The sequence below is a fragment of the Neorhizobium populisoli genome (assembly GCF_019430945.1).
Classification (GTDB): Bacteria; Pseudomonadota; Alphaproteobacteria; order Rhizobiales; family Rhizobiaceae; genus Neorhizobium; species Neorhizobium populisoli.
Window position 1 is genome coordinate 328,280 of the sequence record NZ_JAHYCB010000006.1, and the last position, 17,768, is coordinate 346,047.

At 60.8% G+C, this 17,768-nt stretch carries 21 protein-coding genes; 12 read left to right on the forward strand and 9 right to left on the reverse strand.

Annotated features, from left to right (window positions below; genetic code table 11):
* Positions 1-56: 56 nt before the first annotated feature.
* The 8 genes from KX729_RS19055 to KX729_RS19090 form a co-directional block, all read right to left on the reverse strand.
* Positions 57-386 (reverse strand): hypothetical protein, encoded by a 330-nt coding sequence (locus KX729_RS19055; protein WP_219744276.1) that lies wholly within the window; start codon positions 384-386, stop codon positions 57-59.
* Between the two features lie 97 nt (positions 387-483).
* Positions 484-1,434 (reverse strand): 2-hydroxyacid dehydrogenase, encoded by a 951-nt coding sequence (locus tag KX729_RS19060; protein ID WP_219744057.1) that lies wholly within the window; start codon positions 1,432-1,434, stop codon positions 484-486.
* 16 nt (positions 1,435-1,450) lie between these two features.
* On the reverse strand, positions 1,451-3,079 hold the full coding sequence (locus KX729_RS19065) for an ABC transporter ATP-binding protein (RefSeq protein ID WP_219744058.1): 1,629 nt from the start codon (positions 3,077-3,079) through the stop codon (positions 1,451-1,453).
* Positions 3,076-3,549, reverse strand: coding sequence for a type II toxin-antitoxin system VapC family toxin (locus tag KX729_RS19070; protein ID WP_219744059.1), 474 nt, complete (start codon positions 3,547-3,549; stop codon positions 3,076-3,078). The genes KX729_RS19065 and KX729_RS19070 overlap by 4 nt, the downstream gene beginning before the upstream one ends.
* The gene (locus KX729_RS19075; protein ID WP_219744060.1) at positions 3,549-3,827 is read right to left on the reverse strand and encodes a hypothetical protein; all 279 of its coding nucleotides are present in this window, start codon (positions 3,825-3,827) and stop codon (positions 3,549-3,551) included. Before KX729_RS19075 ends, KX729_RS19070 begins: the two co-directional genes overlap by 1 nt.
* 64 nt (positions 3,828-3,891) lie before the next feature.
* Positions 3,892-5,034 (reverse strand): ABC transporter permease, encoded by a 1,143-nt coding sequence (locus KX729_RS19080; RefSeq protein WP_219744061.1) that lies wholly within the window; start codon positions 5,032-5,034, stop codon positions 3,892-3,894.
* A complete protein-coding gene (locus tag KX729_RS19085; protein ID WP_219744062.1) occupies positions 5,034-6,119 on the reverse strand; it encodes a microcin C ABC transporter permease YejB in 1,086 nt (361 codons plus the stop codon). The genes KX729_RS19080 and KX729_RS19085 overlap by 1 nt, the downstream gene beginning before the upstream one ends.
* Before the next feature lie 177 nt (positions 6,120-6,296).
* Positions 6,297-8,135: an extracellular solute-binding protein gene (locus KX729_RS19090; RefSeq protein WP_219744063.1), complete on the reverse strand. Its 1,839-nt coding sequence runs from the start codon at positions 8,133-8,135 to the stop codon at positions 6,297-6,299.
* A 181-nt stretch (positions 8,136-8,316) separates the two neighbouring features.
* Here KX729_RS19090 and mepA point away from each other — a divergent pair, with 181 nt between their 5' ends.
* The 10 genes from mepA to KX729_RS34555 all read left to right on the forward strand — a co-directional run bounded on the left by mepA (position 8,317) and on the right by KX729_RS34555 (position 15,849).
* The gene (mepA, locus tag KX729_RS19095; RefSeq protein WP_219744064.1) at positions 8,317-9,369 is read left to right on the forward strand and encodes a penicillin-insensitive murein endopeptidase; all 1,053 of its coding nucleotides are present in this window, start codon (positions 8,317-8,319) and stop codon (positions 9,367-9,369) included.
* Between the two features lie 120 nt (positions 9,370-9,489).
* On the forward strand, positions 9,490-9,870 hold the full coding sequence (locus tag KX729_RS19100; RefSeq protein ID WP_219744065.1) for a methylglyoxal synthase: 381 nt from the start codon (positions 9,490-9,492) through the stop codon (positions 9,868-9,870).
* Between the two features lie 9 nt (positions 9,871-9,879).
* On the forward strand, positions 9,880-10,902 hold the full coding sequence (locus KX729_RS19105) for a glucokinase (RefSeq protein WP_219744066.1): 1,023 nt from the start codon (positions 9,880-9,882) through the stop codon (positions 10,900-10,902).
* 144 nt (positions 10,903-11,046) lie between these two features.
* Positions 11,047-11,316 carry a hypothetical protein gene (locus tag KX729_RS19110; protein WP_219744067.1) on the forward strand — a complete coding sequence of 90 codons (270 nt, stop codon included), beginning with the start codon at positions 11,047-11,049 and terminating at the stop codon, positions 11,314-11,316.
* A gap of 123 nt (positions 11,317-11,439) precedes the next feature.
* Positions 11,440-11,778 (forward strand): hypothetical protein, encoded by a 339-nt coding sequence (locus KX729_RS19115; RefSeq protein ID WP_219744068.1) that lies wholly within the window; start codon positions 11,440-11,442, stop codon positions 11,776-11,778.
* A gap of 126 nt (positions 11,779-11,904) precedes the next feature.
* Positions 11,905-13,689 (forward strand): ABC transporter ATP-binding protein, encoded by a 1,785-nt coding sequence (locus tag KX729_RS19120; RefSeq protein ID WP_219744069.1) that lies wholly within the window; start codon positions 11,905-11,907, stop codon positions 13,687-13,689.
* A 23-nt stretch (positions 13,690-13,712) separates the two neighbouring features.
* On the forward strand, positions 13,713-14,534 hold the full coding sequence (gene dapB / locus KX729_RS19125; RefSeq protein ID WP_219744070.1) for a 4-hydroxy-tetrahydrodipicolinate reductase: 822 nt from the start codon (positions 13,713-13,715) through the stop codon (positions 14,532-14,534).
* Positions 14,535-14,574: 40 nt separating this feature from the next.
* Positions 14,575-15,210, forward strand: a complete 636-nt coding sequence (locus KX729_RS19130; protein ID WP_219744071.1) for a 2,3-bisphosphoglycerate-dependent phosphoglycerate mutase — start codon at positions 14,575-14,577, stop codon at positions 15,208-15,210.
* 61 nt (positions 15,211-15,271) lie between these two features.
* Positions 15,272-15,553: a CopG family ribbon-helix-helix protein gene (locus KX729_RS19135; RefSeq protein ID WP_219744072.1), complete on the forward strand. Its 282-nt coding sequence runs from the start codon at positions 15,272-15,274 to the stop codon at positions 15,551-15,553.
* On the forward strand, positions 15,550-15,849 hold the full coding sequence (locus KX729_RS34555; RefSeq protein ID WP_219744073.1) for a type II toxin-antitoxin system RelE/ParE family toxin: 300 nt from the start codon (positions 15,550-15,552) through the stop codon (positions 15,847-15,849). The genes KX729_RS19135 and KX729_RS34555 overlap by 4 nt, the downstream gene beginning before the upstream one ends.
* On the opposite strand, the gene phnF is transcribed toward KX729_RS34555, so the two are convergent.
* Positions 15,833-16,573: a phosphonate metabolism transcriptional regulator PhnF gene (phnF, locus tag KX729_RS19145; RefSeq protein ID WP_376776022.1), complete on the reverse strand. Its 741-nt coding sequence runs from the start codon at positions 16,571-16,573 to the stop codon at positions 15,833-15,835. The genes KX729_RS34555 and phnF overlap by 17 nt on opposite strands.
* A gap of 85 nt (positions 16,574-16,658) precedes the next feature.
* Between phnF and phnG the strand changes: the two genes are divergently transcribed.
* Both phnG and phnH read left to right on the forward strand, forming a co-directional pair.
* Positions 16,659-17,132: a phosphonate C-P lyase system protein PhnG gene (phnG, locus tag KX729_RS19150; protein WP_219744074.1), complete on the forward strand. Its 474-nt coding sequence runs from the start codon at positions 16,659-16,661 to the stop codon at positions 17,130-17,132.
* Positions 17,132-17,734 carry a phosphonate C-P lyase system protein PhnH gene (phnH, locus tag KX729_RS19155; protein ID WP_219744075.1) on the forward strand — a complete coding sequence of 201 codons (603 nt, stop codon included), beginning with the start codon at positions 17,132-17,134 and terminating at the stop codon, positions 17,732-17,734. The genes phnG and phnH overlap by 1 nt, the downstream gene beginning before the upstream one ends.
* Positions 17,735-17,768: the final 34 nt, after the last annotated feature.

Genomic DNA, 17,768 nt, shown 5'->3' on the forward strand with positions numbered 1-17,768 from the left:
CGGAAGTCCAGAACGCAATTTGGCCGCATTCCATCGCGGCCAGATTGCGAGGGGCTTTAGGGGTTGCCGGAAGGCTTTGCGTTGGTCGTCGGCTGCTGCGGCATGACCGGGTCATTGGTCGGCGCGGCTGGTGCAGACCCACCCGGGGTCGTGCTGCCCGCTGGCGGCGTTGCGGTCTGTTCGGCCGGCGGTGCGGTCGAGGCGCCCCACCATTCGGCAGCTCCCCAGGCGAGCATGGCAAGCACGAGGCCACAGACGAGCACGGTCAATACCGGCCTGCCCCTGTTGCCCTGACGGGCTTCAGTTGCTGTTTCCACGACGGGGGGCGAACCGATCGGGTTTGGATGACGGGCTGCGGCGTCCTTGGGATCGAAACGGGTATTCATTGATTTCGCTCCTTGTTCAGGGGCCGGTTATCCGGCTCATAAACAAGAAACAAAACCAATGGGCGAAGGTTCCGCCCGCCCTGCCCGTTCGAACCGATCAGTAGCCCGTCTTGCGGTCTACGACGTGCTTCAGCGTTTCGCCAGCCTCATAGGCATTCATCTGGACTTCCGAATTGCGAAACAGGGCGCGCACGTCCGAGGCCGAGGCGGCATGCGGGGTGATGATGACGTTTTCCATCTGCCAGAGCGGGCTTGTCTCCGGCAGCGGCTCCTTCTCGAACACGTCGAGCGAAGCACCACCTAGCACGCCCTTTTCCAGCGCGGCGATCACATCCGCCTCGACCTGGCTGCCGCCGCGGCCGGCATTGATGAAGACCGGCTTGCCGAGCGCCCCACCCTGACGAAGCTTGGAGAACAGTGCGGCGTCAAAAATGCCGCGCGTATCCGGCGTCAGCGGCAGCAGGCCGATCAGGATATCAGTCCTGGCAAGGAAAGTGTCGAGCTGCGATGCGTTATAGGTCTCAACGCCATCGATCGCCTTGCGGCTGCGCGACCAGCCGACGACGTTGAAACCCATCACCTTGAGCTTCGTCACCGTATCCAGGCCGAGTACGCCGAGGCCCATGACGCCGACGGTCAGATCCTTCGCTTCCGGCTGGGAGAGTTCCTTCCAGACGCGGTCGCGCTGCTGCCTCGAATAGGCCGGCACCTGGCGCAAATGGCTGAGTGTCTGCAGCACCGTCCACTCGCTCATGCGGGTCGTCAGGCTTTCATCGACGAAGCGAACGATCGGGATATCCGGCAGGCTCGGCATGGCGAGGATGTAATCCACGCCGGCACCGCCGGAAAACAGCACTTCGAGTTTCGGCGCGCGCTCGAACAGCGTCGGGTCTGGCCGCCAGATCACGGCGTAGCGGGCTTCAGACAGATCCGCTGCCGGATCGGAGGCGCGCAACACGATACGGCCAGCAAACGCGCCTGCAAGCGCGGCATCGATCTCGCGGCGTTCGAACTTGAGATCGATGACGACCGGGTGTTTTGCGGACATGGGAAGAACCTCTGGCTTACTGGCTGATGGCGGCGGTTTTGACCGCTTCGATGTTGAAGGCGGCGGCCATCAGCGCACGGGTATAATCATCTTTCGGCGCGCTGAAAATCTGCTCCGACGGACCTTCCTCGACCACCTTGCCAAAGCGCATAACGATGACGTGGTTGGCGAGCGCCTTCACCACTTTCAGGTCGTGGCTGATGAAGAGATAGGCGAGATCGTGTTTCTGCTGCAGATCGCGCAGCAGATCGACGACCTGCGCCTGCACCGTCATGTCGAGCGCAGACGTCGGCTCGTCGAGCATGACGAAACGGGGTTTGAGCACCATGGCGCGGGCGATCGCGATGCGCTGCCGCTGGCCGCCGGAGAATTCATGCGGATAACGCCAGCGGGTCGCCGGATCGAGCCCGACTTCCGTCAGCGCCCAGGCCACCCGGTCGTCGCGATCGTCGGCGGAGAGCGCCCGCTCATGCACCTTCAATCCTTCGGCGATGATCTCGCCGACCGACATGCGGGGGCTGAGCGATCCGTAAGGATCCTGGAAGACCACCTGCAGCCGGTCGCGGAAGGGACGCATTTCCTTGAAGGAGAAACCGTCGATCTCCTTGCCGACAAAGGCGATGCGGCCCTTGGAGGAAATGAGACGGGCGAGCGCCAGGCCGAGCGTCGTCTTGCCGGAACCGCTCTCGCCGACGACACCGAGCGTCTGGCCGGCGCGCAATGTCAGATCGACGCCATCCACCGCCTTGACGTGATCGACAACCTTTCGCATCAGCCCGGCCTTGATCGGGAACCAGACGCGGATGTCCTTGCCTTCCATGACCACCGGCTTCGACGGATCGGCGACCGGCGGTTCGCCGCGCGGTTCCGAAGAGAGCAGGTGTTTCGTATAGGCGTGCTGGGGGCTGGTAAAGACGTCCTCGACCGTGCCGGTCTCGACGATCTTGCCCTTGGTCATGACGCAGACGCGATCTGCGAACTTGCGGACGATGCCGAGATCGTGGGTGATGAACAGCATCGACATGCCATGCTCGCCCTTGAGGTTTCGCAAAAGCTCGAGGATCTGCGCCTGCACGGTGACGTCGAGCGCCGTCGTCGGCTCGTCGGCGATCAGCAGCTTCGGGCGGTTGGCGAGCGCCATGGCGATCATGACGCGCTGGCGCTGACCGCCGGAAAGCTCGTGCGGGAAAGCTTTCAGCCGTTTTTCCGGCTCGCGGATGCCGACCTGGTTCAGGAGTTCGAGAACGCGGGTTCGTGCCTGCTGGCCGCTAATGCCCTTATGCAGTTCGAGGATTTCGGCGATCTGCTGCTCGATCGAATGCAGCGGATTGAGCGAGGTCATCGGCTCCTGGAAGATCATCGTGATATCGTCGCCGCGCACATGACGCAGCTCCGGCTCCGACGCCTTCAGCATGTCCTTGCCTTCGAACAGGATCTGGCCGGACGGGTGGCTGGCGGCCGGATACGGCAGGAGCTTCAGCACCGAATTGGCGGTGACCGACTTGCCGGAGCCCGACTCGCCGACCAGCGCCATGACTTCGCCCGGCAAGATGTCGAAAGAGACCTTGTCGACGGCGAGCGAGATCTCGCCGCCCTGATGGAAGGCGACCGAAAGATCACGAACGGAAAGCAGCGGTTCTGTCATCGGGCAAGGCTTTCGAGAAGGGAAGTCAGGGTCGGTTCATCGGGGCGGAGCACACGAATGGAAATATCCTCGTGAGATTGTGGCGCGATGCCCTTGTCCGAGGATAAGAGATGCGTACAGCCAGACAGGATCGCTGTTGCCAGATGGACGGCATCAGGGAGCTTTCTCGAAGGCACTGCAGCCCGCAGCGTTGCAGCCGTCGAAAAAATAGCGCGCGTTGCCGGTTGAACATCCAACCATGGGCTTGTTGTGAGAATTCGGCCATAGAGCGTGATAAGGCGCGTATCGTTGCGCCGAAAAGGAACGACTAAAAGCTCGGCCAAAGTCATTTCGCTCGTCACAAAACGCGGCTGGCTTTGCCTCGTCGCGATGGAAACAAGCTCCAGCAAATTTTCCGAAAGATTGTCGTTTGTTTCGAATGCCGCAATAAAGATGTTTGTGTCGAGGTATATACGATCGACGCCTTCCATCAATAATCCCACTCGTCACGCAATTCGCGAATTCTCGCGACGGCCTCTTCCATCGTTACGGAAGGGCGCCCGTCCGACAGCAGTTTTCGCCGCATCTCCATCAGGTCTTCAGCGGCGATAGGTTTGGCATCGATAACGCTCCGCAAAAGTGCTTCACGGCTAATTGCCGGCGCCTCCACCTCGATAACCACCTTGACGATCGCGCCCGCATCGAACCCCTCCCGCAGGTCTTCGGGCAGGTTGGCGACCGGATAATGCTCTCTGACGATCTTGTTCATGGCGTCACGCTCGCTGGCTTCGTTCCGACACTCTAGCGCAATTCCCTGTCCTGCACGACCCGGCTCACCCGAACGTCTTTCTGGGATCGAAGGCATCGCGCACCGCCTCGCCGATGAAGATCAGCAATGACAGCATGATCGACATGGTGAAGAAGGCCGTGAAGCCCAGCCATGGGGCCTGGAGGTTGTTTTTGCCCTGCGAGATCATCTCACCCAAGGACGGCGAGCCCGGCGGCAGGCCGAAGCCGAGGAAGTCCAGCGAGGTCAGCGTGGCGATCGAGCCGGAGAGAATGAAAGGCAGGAAGGTCAGCGTCGCGACCATGGCGTTGGGCAGCAGGTGCCGAGTCATGATCGTCAGGTTGCCGACGCCGAGCGCCCTCGCCGCCCGCACATATTCGAAATTGCGCGCTCGCAGGAATTCGGCGCGTACGACGCCGACAAGGCTGACCCAGGAGAACAGCAGCAGGATGCCGAGCAGGATGAAGAAACCGGGCGGCAGGATAGAGGCGATGATCAACAGGATGTAGAGGACCGGCATCGCCGACCAGATCTCGATGAAGCGTTGCATCAGAAGATCGGTCCAGCCGCCGAAATAGCCCTGCACCGCGCCGGCGCCAACACCGATGATCGCCGAGCAGACCGTCAGCGCCAGGCCGAACAGGACCGAAATGCGAAAACCGTAGATCATGCGGGCGGTGACGTCGCGCGCCTGATCGTCGGTGCCGAGCCAGTTAAGGTTGCCGAGAATGCAGTTCGGATCCTTGTCGCCCTGCGGATAGGCCTTGCAGCGGTCTTGCGCCTTCATCAGCCAGAAGGGTTCGGTCGGCGCCGAATGGGGGATGTTAGAGTTGACGGTCTGATAGGAATAGCGGATCGGCGGCCAGATCATCCAGCCGTTCGCCTCGATCTCCTGGGCGATATAGTCCGATCGGTAATCCGTCGTAGCCAGGAAGCCCCCGAATTTTTCCTCCGGGTAATCGAAGAGGACTGGATAGAGAATCTCGCCCTTGTAGGACGCGACGATCGGCCGGTCGTTGGCGATGAGTTCTGCGCAGAGGCTGAGACCGAACAAGACAAGGAACAGCCAGAACGACCAGAAACCGCGCTTGTTGGCGCGAAAATTCGCAAGCCTGCGCTTGTTGGTCGGGCTCAGGAAGGGCCGCTTGGGGCGCGGCGGGGCGGATACGGCTGTGGTGGACGCTTCCATCAGACGTCCCTCCGCTCGAAATCGATACGCGGATCGATCCAGGTATAGATCAGGTCGGAGATCAGGTTCACGACAAGGCCCATCAGCGAGAAGATATAGAGCGTGCCGAACACGACCGGATAATCGCGGCCGATGATCGCCTGGTAGCCCAGCCGGCCGAGACCATCGAGCGAGAAGATGTTCTCGATCAGCAGCGCGCCGGTGAAGAAGGCGGAGATGAAGGCGCCCGGAAACCCGGCGATGACGATCAGCATGGCGTTTCGGAACACATGGCCGTACAGCACCTGCCGCTCGTTCAGGCCCTTGGCGCGGGCGGTCGTGACATACTGTTTCTTGATCTCGTCGATGAAGGAGTTCTTGGTCAGCAGCGTCGTCGTGGCGAAGGCCGAAAGCGACATGGCGATCAGCGGCAGGACGAGGTGCCAAAAATAGTCGACGATCTTCTCGTACCACGGCAGCTCGGCGAAATTGTCGGAGACGAGACCGCGCAGCGGGAACCAGTCGAAGAACGATCCGCCGGCAAACAGCACGATCAGCAGGATGCCGAACAGGAAGCTGGGAATAGCGTAACCGATAATGATGACGCCCGATGTCCAGACATCGAAGGTCGAGCCGTCCTTGACCGCCTTGCGGATGCCCAGCGGCACTGAGATCAGGTAGGAGAACAGCAAAATCCATATGCCGAGCGAGATCGACACCGGCATCTTGTCGACGATCAGATCGATGACCGAGGTGTTACGGAAGAAGCTCTCGCCGAAATCGAAGCGGATGTAGTTCCACAGCATGTCGAGGAAGCGGGTGACCGGCGGCTTGTCGAAACCGAACTGCTGCTCGAGTTTCTTGATGAACTCCGGATCGAGACCCTGGGCGCCACGATAACGCCCCTCATCGCCGCCACCGCCCATCTGCGCCAGATCGTTGCCGCCACCGGAAAGCCGGTCGCCGGAATCCTGACCCTGGATCTGGGCAATAATCTGCTCGACGGGACCGCCTGGAGCGAACTGCACGATGAGGAAAGAGATCGCCATGATGCCGACCAGCGTCGGGATCATCAGCAGGAGACGGCGGAAGATATAGGCGCCCATCAGAGTTCCTTGCCGGTGAGGTTCGTACCTGCCACCTCGGGCAACATATCACCGCATATTTCCGTGCCGATCAAATGGCTTTCCTTCCGTTGCGAATCAGAGGTTTCGTTTGGGGCTTCATTTGGAACAGGTGGCGGTGCGCGGCGCAAGGCCGCGCCCTCCATTCCGTTAGACGCCTTATTTTGCGGCATTCTTGGAAAACCAGATATCCGGGAAACCGATACCATATTCCGGGAAGCGCTGCGGATGGGCGATGCGGTTCCAATAGGCCATCTTCTCTTCACCGGAATAGAAGAGCGGCACGACATAGTGATTGGCGAGCAGCACGCGGTCCATCGCCTTGACTGCGGCGACCTGATCGTCGCGGTTCGTCGCGAAGACGATCTTCTTGATCAGAGCATCCACGGCCGGATCGGCAATGCCGGCATAGTTGCGCGATCCCTGGCGATTGACCGAGTCTGAGCCCCAATATTCCGTCTGTTCGTTGCCGGGATTCATGGTCTGCGCCCAGACCACCCAGACCATGTCGTAATCGAAACTGCGGACACGGTTGATATATTGCGAGGAATCGACGGTGCGGATACGAGCCTCGACACCGATCTTCTTCAAGCTGGCGATGAATGGATTGACCGAACGTTCCTGAGACTGGCTGCTGAGCAGGATTTCAAAGCTCATCGGCTGGCCGGTCTTGGTATTGACCATGCGGTTGCCCTTCAGCTCCCAGCCGGCCGCCTTGAAGAGTTCGACGGCCTTGCGCAGGTTGTCGCGCACCTTGTTCGGGTCGCCGTTGACCGGGTTCGTGTAAGGCGTCGTGAAGACTTCCGGCGGCACCTTGTCCTTCAGTTCCTGCAGAATCTCAAGTTCGCGTCCCTTTGGCAGGCCGGAGGATGCGAGTTCCGTGCCCCAGAAGAAGCTGTCGACGCGCTTCAGGCCACCGAAGGCAAGGTTCTTGTTCAGGTCTTCGAAGTCGAGGGCGTAATTCAGCGCATCCCGAACCCGCGCATCCTTGAAGATGTCGCGGCGCGTGTTCGGCGCGAAAGCCTGCATGACGCCGGTTGCCTTGAAAGGATTGCTGACCGCTTCCTTGGTGATCCGGCCATCTTTCACTGCGTCGAAATCGTAACGGGTCGCCCAGCGGCTGGAACTGTTTTCCCGGCGATAGTCGAGCGTACCGGCACGGAACGCCTCGAACTCCACATCGGCATCGGAGAAATAGGTGTAGGTGACGTTCTTGAAATTGTACTGGCCGAGATTGATCGGCAGGTTCTTGCCCCAATAATCGTCACGCAATTCGTAACGGATCGTCGAACCCGGCTGGATGGCGGCGATCTTGTACGGCCCTGAACCCATGGCGGGCTCAAGCGTGGTTCGGGAAATATCGCGCTGCTTGCCCTGCGCGTCCTGGCCTTCCCACCAGTGCTTTGGCATGACCGGGAAATCGCCGACGATTGAAGGCAGTTCACGGTTGTTCTTTTCGTCAAAACGGAAGGTCACTTCACGGTCGCCGGTCTTTTCGACGCCGGTGACGTGGCGATAATAGCCGGAGTAGAAGCCGCTATGCTCCTTCAGCTTGCCCATGGTGAAGATGACGTCTTCCGGCGTGACCAGCTGGCCATCGGCCCATTTGGCTTCCTGCCGCAGACGGAATGTTACGGAAGAGAGATCGTCCGGGTAGGACAGAGCTTCGGCCAGCAGGCCGTAGGAACCGAACACCTCGTCTTCCGACCGCTTCATCAGCGTATCGTAGATGACGCCGGCGCCTGAAACGATCGTGCCGCGGTCGATCACCGGATTGACGTTGTCAAATGTGCCTTCATCGCCAAGGCGAAGCTCGCCGCCTTTCGGCGCATTCACATCGACATAGGGCAGCTGCTTGAAATCGGCCGGCAGTTCGAGGTCTCCGACAACGGCAATACCATGCCGCCACTTCGGCTCCTGAGCACTCGAAACCGATGCCGAGAAAACCGTTGCAGCAAACGCAATCGCAAGACCTATCTTTAGCCGAGCCAGGATCATCACTACCCCTTTGTGGTTGTTCGTTGCCGCAAAGCATAGGGCAAAAGGCGGCAAAAAACAGGAGTTCCAAACTCACATCCGTTTTATCTGCCGCACAATCTGCTTTGATCGCCCGATCTCCATTTCAACAAAATCCTGTTTCACGGTAGGTTCAGGCTCCCAGTGATTTGCGGCGGACGGCATGACATCGATTTCTCGGCTCTTCCTGCGGCTTGCGACGGCCGCCCTCGTTTGCGGCTCGCTCACCGCACCCTCCCATGCGCAGGAAGAAAAGACGGCAAAGCAGCTGTTCGGCGGCATGAAACTGCCGAGCCGTTCGGAAGCGGAACCACTCGGCTTCTACGCCAAGGGCTGCATGTCGGGCGCCGTGGCGCTGCCGACGGATGGGCCGACCTGGCAGGCGATGCGGCTTTCGCGCAACCGCCGTTGGGGCAACCCGGCGCTGATCTCGCTGCTCGAACAGTTTTCCCGCGATGCGGTGAAGGTTGGCTGGGGTTCAGGCATCCTTGTCGGTGATATTTCGCAGCCGCGCGGCGGGCCGATGATCAATGGCCATGCCTCGCATCAGGTCGGGCTCGATGCCGACATCTGGTTCACACCGAAACCCGCCACGCCGCTGACGGTGGAACAGCGCGAGCAAATGCCTTTCACCTCCATGCTCGACAAGAGCAAGTTCCTGACAGTAGACCCGCGGAAATGGAGCAGGACGCATATGAACCTCGTCATGCAGGCGGCGAGCTATCCGCAGGTGCAGCGCGTCTTCGTCAACCCGGCGATCAAGAAACAGCTTTGCGAGACCTGGACCGGCGACCGCAACCTGCTCGGCAAGGTACGGCCGATCTATGGTCACGACGAGCATTTCCACATTCGCATGAGCTGCCCGCCGGGCGCCACGACCTGCCAGAAGCAGGCCGCCGTTCCGGCCGGCGACGATTGCGTCAAGGGACTTGCCTGGTGGTTCACCAAGGAGCCCTGGGCGCCGCCGCCGAAGCCCGATCCGAACAAGAAGCCGGTGAAGCCGCGTCAGGTCATGCTCTCCGATCTGCCCAAGGCCTGCGCAGCCGTACTGGCCGCCCCGGCTCGCGTCGAGCAGGACGCGACCTATGGCGGGGCAGCGGCCTATGTCGCCCAGCCCGCTTCGTCTGCGGCATCGCGAAACATCAACGCCATCGTCAAGGATCCGCCACCGGCCGATGACGATGTGCCGACGCCAACCCCACGGCCTGCAGAATAATTCTGCGTATGAGTCGGCGTTGAAAATGTCGACTCCTCCCCCACCTTCCCAACAAGCGACGGGCGCGCTAGAACGCGTGCAAATCGATTGAAAGCCGTTCCCGGGGGAGGACATAGTTTCATGTCGGCCAAGCCCTGCATTGCGCTGATCGCGCATGACCAGAAAAAAGATGAAATGGCGGATTTCGCCCGCCGTCATCAGGGAGCGCTTTCCCGTTTTCGCATCGTCGCGACCGGTACCACCGGCGGGCGCGTGCAGGAGGCCTGCCCCGGCCTCGACGTGACCCGGCTGAAAAGCGGCCCGCTCGGCGGCGACCAGCAGATCGGTGCGCTGATCTGCACCGGCGAGGTCAACATGCTGATCTTCTTCATCGATCCGTTGAGCGCGCTGCCGCATGACGTCGATGTCAAGGCGCTAACGCGGCTTGCTACGGTCTATGATATTCCCATGGCGCTGAACCTTGCCACCGCCGAAAAACTCATCGACTTCCAGAAGGACTGAGCGCTCCAGATGGCCGACCATATGAAGACCGAAAGCCTGCCCTTTCCGATCCTGATCGGCGATATCGGCGGCACCAATGCCCGCTTCTCAATCCTTCTCGACGCCTATGCGGAGCCGAAGCCGTTTCCGAACGTCCGCACCGCCGATTATCCGACGATCGACGAGGCGATCCAGAAGGTCGTGCTCGATACGTCCTCTTCGCAGCCGCGCTCGGCGATCCTGGCCGTGGCGGCGCCGATCGATGGCGATGAGATCGACCTCACCAACTGCCCGTGGATCGTCAAGCCGAAAGCGATGATCGCCAATCTCGGCTTCGAGGATGTTCTGGTCGTTAATGATTTCGAGGCTCAGGCGCTGGCCATCGCCGCACTGCCGGACCAATTCCGCGAAACGCTCGGTACGCACAGCGAACCGCATATGGCATCCCGTGTCGTGCTCGGCCCGGGCACCGGCCTCGGCGTCGCGGGCGTCGTTTATGCGCGGCACATGTGGTTCCCGGTTCCGGGTGAAGGCGGCCATGTGGATGTCGGGCCGCGCTCCGAGCGCGATTTCCAGATCTTCCCGCATCTGAAAAGGATCGAAGGCCGTGTTTCCGCGGAAGAGATTTTGAGCGGCCGCGGCGTCGTCAATATCTATCAGGCAATTTGCGTTGCCGATGGCATCGAACCCGCCTTTACCGATCCGGCCGACATCACCGCGCATGGTCTGAATGGCGGCGATGCGCAGGCGGTCGAAACCCTTTCGCTGTTTGCCACCTATCTCGGCCGGGTCGCTGGCGACATGGCGCTGATCTACATGGCCCGCGGCGGCGTCTATCTTGCCGGCGGCATTTCCCAGAAAATCATCCCGGCATTGAAGCGGCCGGAATTCCGCGCCGCCTTCGAAGACAAGGCGCCGCATACGGAATTGATGAGCACGATCCCGACTTTCGTGGTGACGCATCCGCAAGCGGCACTTGCAGGCCTTGCAAGCTTTGCCCGCACGCCTTCCGCCTACGGAATTTCGATGGACGGCCGCCGCTGGCGAAAATGACCCACTTGCCCATTTTCAATTTTTAGTAGAATGAGTTCCTATCGAGGGTAGGGAATTCAAATCTGCATGTTTGCTAATATTTTTCGTGGGTTAGGTATCGTTTCGGTTTGCGTCGGCCTGTCGAGCTGCACAACGCAGGAAAAGGTGGAAGCGGTCGGAGAAGCGCTCAAAGGTAGCGCCGCCTTGCGCGCCAAAGTCATCGAAAAGTGCATCAACAATGAACGACAGTGGAACCCCGACTCGCAAGAGGGGCTGGCCACGATCGTCACAACAGCCGATTCCCGCAACAAGCGGCTGATCTGCGAGAGACTTTACAACGGTATCGCGTCAGGTCGCCTCACGGCCAAGGATATTCGTTCCTTCAACGACGAGACCCTTACTCCAAACGCGATCCGCGTTCTTCGGGGCAAATAACTCCGCTTTCGCAAAATCCTGGTCGCTGCCGTGCAAGAAAGTGCGACGGCTCCTCTCACTATTTCAAGCCTTTGAAACCGGCGCCTCAGCTGCCGGAAAAGATTTCCCAATGGAGAAGATGTGATGTTCGCCCTCACCTGCCGTACCGTTGCGATCGGCATGATCGCCCTGGGCCTTACGGGATGCATGACCGAGGAAAAATATGAAGCGACGTCAACTGCCCTTCAGGGCAGTGCATCGCTGCGCGCCAAGACGATCGAAATATGTGCTCGCAACTGGAACACCAAGTCTCTCGAGGCAGCAGCGCTGCTGCTGGACGTGCCTCAGAGCAAGGCTGCCCGCCTGGTGTGCCGTCGCTCCGTCGACGCAATCGCTTCGGGCAAGTTAACCTATCAGGATGTGAACAGGATGCGTCAGGGCGACATCACGGCGAAAATGGTGCGGATCATGCAGGGCCGCTGAGGTCATGCCCGTCATGCCGGAATGCAACAGCCTGTCCGAATCTTGGTTCTGCCGCTTTTAAAAGCGCCTTCGAGCGTTTAAGACGCGCCGCATGGAAGGTGGCGTGAGTGCCGAGCAGGAAAGCCTTTGAAAGCAGCCAAGGATAAAAAGCGACAGGTCGATCCGAACACGGTCGTTGCCATCTTAAAGCGGGTGATCGCGGAAAACGGCCGTGACCACATTCGCGGTTATGCCTTCGCGATTGCCTGTCTGATCGCTGTGGCGCTGTCGACGGCGTTTACCGCCTGGATCATGGAATCGGTCGTCAACGAGGCCTTCGCCAACAGGCGCGCCGATATGGTGTGGCTGATCTGCGGTTCGATCCTAGCGGCTTTCATCCTGCGCGGATTTGCGACCTACGGGCAGGCGGTCGCGCTTGCCAAGATCGGTAACAATATCGTCGCACGCTATCAGCGGCGCCTTTACGAACACCTGATGAAGCTGTCGGTCGGTTTCTTCGCAGAAGCACGCTCCGCACATCTCGCCGCACAGATCAGCCAGAATGTCGGTGGTGTTCGCGATGTGCTGAACCTGACGGTCACCTCGACAGCGCGCGACCTTTTGACGCTCATCTCCCTGATCGGCGTCATGGTCGCCAAGGACTGGGTCCTGTCGCTGATCGTTTTCGCGGTGGCGCCGCCGCTGCTTTATGCGCTGCGTTACGTTTCCAAGCGGCTGCGCGCCGCGACCCGCGAGGCGATCGACGTCAACAGCCGCGTTCTCGGCGCCATGCAGGAAACCATCCAGGGCATTGCCGTGGTGAAGGCTTTCACCATGGAGCAGGAACTCGAGCGCAAGGTCAACGGTATCATCGATACGGCCGAGCGCCGCGCCAACCGCATCGCCCGGCTTTCGGAACGAACCTCGCCGTTGACGGAAACCTTTGCCGGTTTCGCCATCTCCAGCGTGCTTGCCTATGCAGCCTTCCGCTCGATCTATGACGGTGTGCCGCCAGGTGCGTTCTTCGCCTTCGTCACCGCGCTGCTGATGGCTTACGACCCGGCCCGCCGGCTCGCCAAGCTGCAGGTGCAGATCGACCGCGCCGTCGTCAACGCCCAGATGATCTACGCACTGCTCGACCTGCAGCCGCACCAGCGCGAAAAGCCCGACGCAAAGGACCTCGTTGTCACCGAAGCGCGCATCGAACTGAAGAACGTCGTATTTTCTTACGGCACCGGTAGCCCGATCCTGCGCGGCGTCGATCTGGTTGCCGAAGGCGGCAAGATGACCGCGCTGGTCGGCCAGTCCGGTGCCGGCAAATCGACGATCATCAATCTCATTCCCCGTTTCTACGATCCGTCCGAAGGGCAGATCCTGATCGACGGGCAGGATATCGCCGACGTCACCAAGGCATCGCTTCGCCACCAGCTCGCCTATGTTTCGCAGCAGCCCTACATGTTCGAAGGCACGATCCGCGACAACATCCGCTACGGACGTCCGGAAGCGACGGATGAGGAAGTGGAACAGGCGGCGCGGCTTGCCTATGCCCATGATTTCATCATCGCTCAGCCGGAAGGCTACGAGACGGCTGTCGGCGAAAACGGCGTGACGCTTTCCGGTGGCCAGCGGCAGCGGCTATCGATCGCCCGCGCCCTGGTGCGCAACGCGCCGATCCTGCTGCTCGACGAGGCGACGTCCGCGCTCGACAACGAGTCGGAAGCCGCCGTCCAGAAGGCGCTCGAGACCGCCATGCGCGGCCGTACCGTCATCGTCATCGCCCATCGCCTCTCCACCGTCGTCAAGGCTGACAAGATCGTGGTGATGCATGAGGGCAAGGTGATGGAAGAAGGCACGCATGAGGACCTTGCACAGCGCAAGGACGGTCTTTACGCTCGCCTTAACAATCTGCAAACGTCTGCGCCGCACGCCTGACCGGCAAAGGGATGAAAACGCACATGACCACCAGTGATATGAAACTCGTCGTGGTCGGTGCAGCCGGGCGCATGGGCCAGACGCTGATCCGCGTCATTCACGAAACCCCCGGCGTCACGCTGCATGCAGCGATCGAGCGCGAAGGTTCGAGCTTCATCGGCAAGGATGCGGGCGAGATCGCCGGCGCTGGCACGCTTGGAGTCGCCGTCACCTCCGATCCGCTGAAGGCATTTCTGGATGCCGAAGGCGTGCTGGATTTCACGGCCCCTTCCGCAAGCGTCGCCTTTTCCGGTCTCGCAGCCCAGGCCCGCATCGTCCACGTCATCGGCACGACCGGCTGCTCGGTGGACGACGAAGAAAAGTTCAAGGCGGCAGCTCGTCACGCCCGTGTCGTCAAGTCCGGCAATATGAGCCTCGGCGTCAACCTGCTCGGCGTCTTGACCAGGCAGGCGGCCAAGGCCCTGCCGGCTGCCGGCTGGGATATCGAGATCGTCGAAATGCACCACAAACACAAGGTCGATGCGCCTTCCGGTACGGCGCTGCTGCTCGGCGAAGCGGCCGCCGAAGGCCGCGGCATCAACGATCTGGCGGGTCAGTCTGTACGGGTGCGCGACGGTCATACCGGCCCGCGCACCGGCGGCACGATCGGGTTTGCGACGCTGCGCGGCGGTTCCGTCGTCGGCGACCATTCCGTGATGCTGGCCGGCGAAGGCGAACTGGTGACCTTGTCACACAGCGCTCGAGACCGTTCGATCTTCGCGCGTGGCGCGGTCACCGCGGCCCTCTGGGCATGCGACCAGAAGCCCGGTTATTATTCCATGCTCGACGTGCTCGGGCTTTCCTGACGTCTCCCGTCTTCTTAAAATTCCTGGAGGAATGCATCTCATGAGCGGAACCCTCGTCCTCGTTCGCCACGGCCAGAGCGAATGGAACCTCAAGAACCTGTTCACCGGCTGGCGTGACGTCGATCTGACGCCACTCGGCATCCAGGAAGCGGAAACTGGCGGCAAGGCGCTGGCGGAAACCGGCATCAAGTTCGACATCGCCTTCACCTCGGACCTGAAGCGCGCCCAGAACACGCTGAAGATCGTGCTCGAAAAGGTCGGCCAGCCGGATCTCGAAACGATCCGCAACGTGGCACTCAACGAGCGCGACTATGGTGACCTTTCCGGCCTCAACAAGGACGACGCGCGCGAGAAGTGGGGTGAAGAGCAGGTGCATATCTGGCGCCGTTCCTACGACGTACCGCCTCCGGGCGGCGAAAGCCTGCGTGATACCGGCGCCCGCGTCTGGCCCTATTACATGACGGAAATCCTGCCGCGCGTTCTGCGTGGCGAAAAGGTGCTGGTCGCCGCCCACGGCAATTCGCTGCGTGCGCTGGTCATGGTGCTCGATCGCCTGACCAAGGAAGAGATCCTCAAGCTCAACCTCGCGACCGGCGTGCCGATGATCTACGAACTGAACGCAGATACGACCGTCAAGTCGAAGGCCGTTCTAGGCGACATGTCCGGCGCGCATTGAACCTTAGCTTCGGACAATCCATGTGTTACGATACAAGCATTCGTGACACATGGATTGCGCTATGGCCGAAGCGACCTTCATTTTCAAAGTCGAAGAAGAGCTGAAGACCGCCTTCAGCAATGCTGCCAAAGCGCTGGACCAAACCGACGCGGATGTGCTTCGGGAATTCATGCGCGCCTATGTGGAAGAACAATACGATGCGGCAAGCTATGACGCGTGGTTTCGCCAGAAGGTGAAAAAGGCGATCGAGCTTGCAGATGCCGGTGAAACAGTCCCCGGTGACGAGGTCGAAGCCGAGTTCGCGGTGCTTCGCGATGAAGCCCGAAAATCCGCCACTCGATGAAGCTGCTTTGGACGCTTCAAGCCCGTTCCGATCGCCGCGCGATCTTCAAATATATCCAGAAAGACAATCCGGAAGCTGCGGCAAACCTGGACGACCAGTTCGTGAAAGCTGCGGAACAACTCGCGCGGCACCCTCAATCTGGCCGTAGCAGACGGGTCGCCGGAACTCGCGAGGTGCCCGGCTCATCCAAGTTACGTGATCATCTACGACCTGAGAGACGATGCAGTCCGCATTCTGACGATCGTCCACACCGCGCGCCAATGGCCCCCGGAATAAACTTCAATTCTCAATCGTGAACTGCACCATATCCGCCGGAAAGCGGCTGACGGCATATTGCACCGGTACGCCGTCCGTATCGGTGTTGAGCGCCTTGGCTACCAGCACGATCGCGCCGGGTGACAGTTCCAGGTCGGCAAGATCGGCATTGTCCGCATGGGTCGCGGTGATCTCGGTCGAGACGCGCAGGTAATCGGCAAGGCCGAGCGTTCGGAAGGCGACGGTGATCGAGCCGCTTTGACGATAGGCCTCGGTCATGCCGCCGAAGCGGTCTGCCGGAAACCAGGTGGTCGAGCGCGAGACGGGACGCCGATCCGCCTTGCGGAGCGTCTCGAGCCGGATGACCGGAGCGCCCGGCTTGATCTTCAGCCTCGCCGCCAGATCCGCCGTTGCCGGCTCCTCCGCCGAATGCAAAAGCAGGCCTTCCTTCTCGCGCGCCTGGTCACCGATGCCCTGATTGAAGCGGGTTCGCTGCGAGATCGGAAAGTTTAGCCGGTCCTTGCGCTCAATCAGCGTGCCGCGCCCCTGCACGGAACGGACGATGCCTTCCTGCGCCAGTGCTGCAAGCGCGCTGCGGACCGTATGGCGGTTGACGCCGAACTGCTCGGCCAGCGCAAATTCCGGCGGCACCTTGCCCGTTTCGTCGTATTCGCCATTAGCGATCGAGGTGCGGATACGGTCTGCAATCTGGCGCCACAGCGCCACTCCGTTCTGCCGTTGAACGTTCATCTGCCCGGTATCCATGTCACACTCTTGTTATATCCGGAAGTTAGGAGTAAATAATGATTTGTATGGTTGTCTATATTAATAGACATTTGAGGGTTTGGCAATGGACCTGGCAAAACAAATCGAGCCGACTGCAGAAATGACCGGACGCCGACGCGCCGCCGGCCTCCTTTCGCGGGCTTCGATGGATGAACTCAATGCGGCTTTCGCAAAGCTGACAGACAAGCCGGATGTAAAGCCGGTGCGCGGGCCGGAAACCGGCCTCGTAATGGTGCGCGGCCGCATCGGCGGCGGCGGAGCGCCTTTCAATCTCGGCGAAGCGACGGTGACCCGCGCGACGGTGCTTCTGGCATCCGGCACGGCCGGCCATGCGCATGTGCTTGGCACCGACAAGGAGAAGGTGCGGCTTGCAGCGATCTTCGACGCGTTGTGGCAGGAGGCGGCAACGCAGGACTTCGTGGAGGCTGCCTTGCTCACTCCTATCGAGGCGCGCATCGCGGCGGAGGACAAACAAAAAGCTGAAGAGACGGCCGCGACCCGCGTCGATTTCTTCACGATGGTACGGGGGGACGACTGATGAACATCAAGACCCAGGCGCTTTCGGGCGGCTTCGGCGAGCCCGTTTTCGAATCTCAGAGCGTATTCCGCATGCTGATGGACGGCATGGCCCGTCCGGGTTCGATCCGTTCGGTCGAACCTGATGTCGGCCAGCCCGACCCCTTTGGCGGTGCGGCCGGCGCGATCGCGCTGACGCTCTGCGACCATGAGACGCCCGTGTGGTTGAGCGCAGGCTTGACGAAGACTGCCGTTCCCGAATGGATCGGTTTCCATACCGGCGCGCAGATCACCCGTGAAAAGGCAGAGGCCCGCTTCGCCTTCGTCGAAGCCGGCGCGACGCTCGCGTCCTTCGGCCTGTTTTCTGCCGGCACGCAGGAATATCCGGACCGTTCGACGACGCTGATCATAGAGGTGGCCGCTTTCGGCGAGGGCCAGACCCTGACGCTGACCGGACCCGGTATCCAGCAGACGACCATCGTCAAGGTCAAAGGCCTACCCGAGGTCTTCGCTCGGCTCTGGGCGGACAACCGGGCGCTTTTCCCGCGTGGGGTCGATGTGGTCTTGACCGCGGGCAAGTCGATGCTGTGCCTGCCGCGCACCACAAAGATCGCCATTCAGTGATGACCAACCCTATCGCGCTCCAGATCATGACGCG

What these genes read in the sequence shown, in the direction of transcription:
- phnF (WP_376776022.1), bottom strand. Translation starts at nt 16,573, where the DNA reads ATGGATACCGGGCAGATGAACGTTCAACGGCAGAACGGAGTGGCGCTG.
- KX729_RS19135 (WP_219744072.1), top strand. Translation starts at nt 15,272, where the DNA reads ATGGCCGAAGCGACCTTCATTTTCAAAGTCGAAGAAGAGCTGAAGACC.
- KX729_RS19115 (WP_219744068.1), top strand. Translation starts at nt 11,440, where the DNA reads ATGTTCGCCCTCACCTGCCGTACCGTTGCGATCGGCATGATCGCCCTG.
- phnH (WP_219744075.1), top strand. Translation starts at nt 17,132, where the DNA reads ATGAACATCAAGACCCAGGCGCTTTCGGGCGGCTTCGGCGAGCCCGTT.
- KX729_RS19130 (WP_219744071.1), top strand. Translation starts at nt 14,575, where the DNA reads ATGAGCGGAACCCTCGTCCTCGTTCGCCACGGCCAGAGCGAATGGAAC.
- phnG (WP_219744074.1), top strand. Translation starts at nt 16,659, where the DNA reads ATGGACCTGGCAAAACAAATCGAGCCGACTGCAGAAATGACCGGACGC.
- KX729_RS19070 (WP_219744059.1), bottom strand. Translation starts at nt 3,549, where the DNA reads ATGGAAGGCGTCGATCGTATATACCTCGACACAAACATCTTTATTGCG.
- KX729_RS19090 (WP_219744063.1), bottom strand. Translation starts at nt 8,135, where the DNA reads ATGATCCTGGCTCGGCTAAAGATAGGTCTTGCGATTGCGTTTGCTGCA.
- KX729_RS19055 (WP_219744276.1), bottom strand. Translation starts at nt 386, where the DNA reads ATGAATACCCGTTTCGATCCCAAGGACGCCGCAGCCCGTCATCCAAAC.
- KX729_RS19075 (WP_219744060.1), bottom strand. Translation starts at nt 3,827, where the DNA reads ATGAACAAGATCGTCAGAGAGCATTATCCGGTCGCCAACCTGCCCGAA.
- KX729_RS19080 (WP_219744061.1), bottom strand. Translation starts at nt 5,034, where the DNA reads ATGGAAGCGTCCACCACAGCCGTATCCGCCCCGCCGCGCCCCAAGCGG.
- mepA (WP_219744064.1), top strand. Translation starts at nt 8,317, where the DNA reads ATGACATCGATTTCTCGGCTCTTCCTGCGGCTTGCGACGGCCGCCCTC.
- KX729_RS34555 (WP_219744073.1), top strand. Translation starts at nt 15,550, where the DNA reads ATGAAGCTGCTTTGGACGCTTCAAGCCCGTTCCGATCGCCGCGCGATC.
- dapB (WP_219744070.1), top strand. Translation starts at nt 13,713, where the DNA reads ATGACCACCAGTGATATGAAACTCGTCGTGGTCGGTGCAGCCGGGCGC.
- KX729_RS19105 (WP_219744066.1), top strand. Translation starts at nt 9,880, where the DNA reads ATGGCCGACCATATGAAGACCGAAAGCCTGCCCTTTCCGATCCTGATC.
- KX729_RS19100 (WP_219744065.1), top strand. Translation starts at nt 9,490, where the DNA reads ATGTCGGCCAAGCCCTGCATTGCGCTGATCGCGCATGACCAGAAAAAA.
- KX729_RS19060 (WP_219744057.1), bottom strand. Translation starts at nt 1,434, where the DNA reads ATGTCCGCAAAACACCCGGTCGTCATCGATCTCAAGTTCGAACGCCGC.
- KX729_RS19065 (WP_219744058.1), bottom strand. Translation starts at nt 3,079, where the DNA reads ATGACAGAACCGCTGCTTTCCGTTCGTGATCTTTCGGTCGCCTTCCAT.
- KX729_RS19085 (WP_219744062.1), bottom strand. Translation starts at nt 6,119, where the DNA reads ATGGGCGCCTATATCTTCCGCCGTCTCCTGCTGATGATCCCGACGCTG.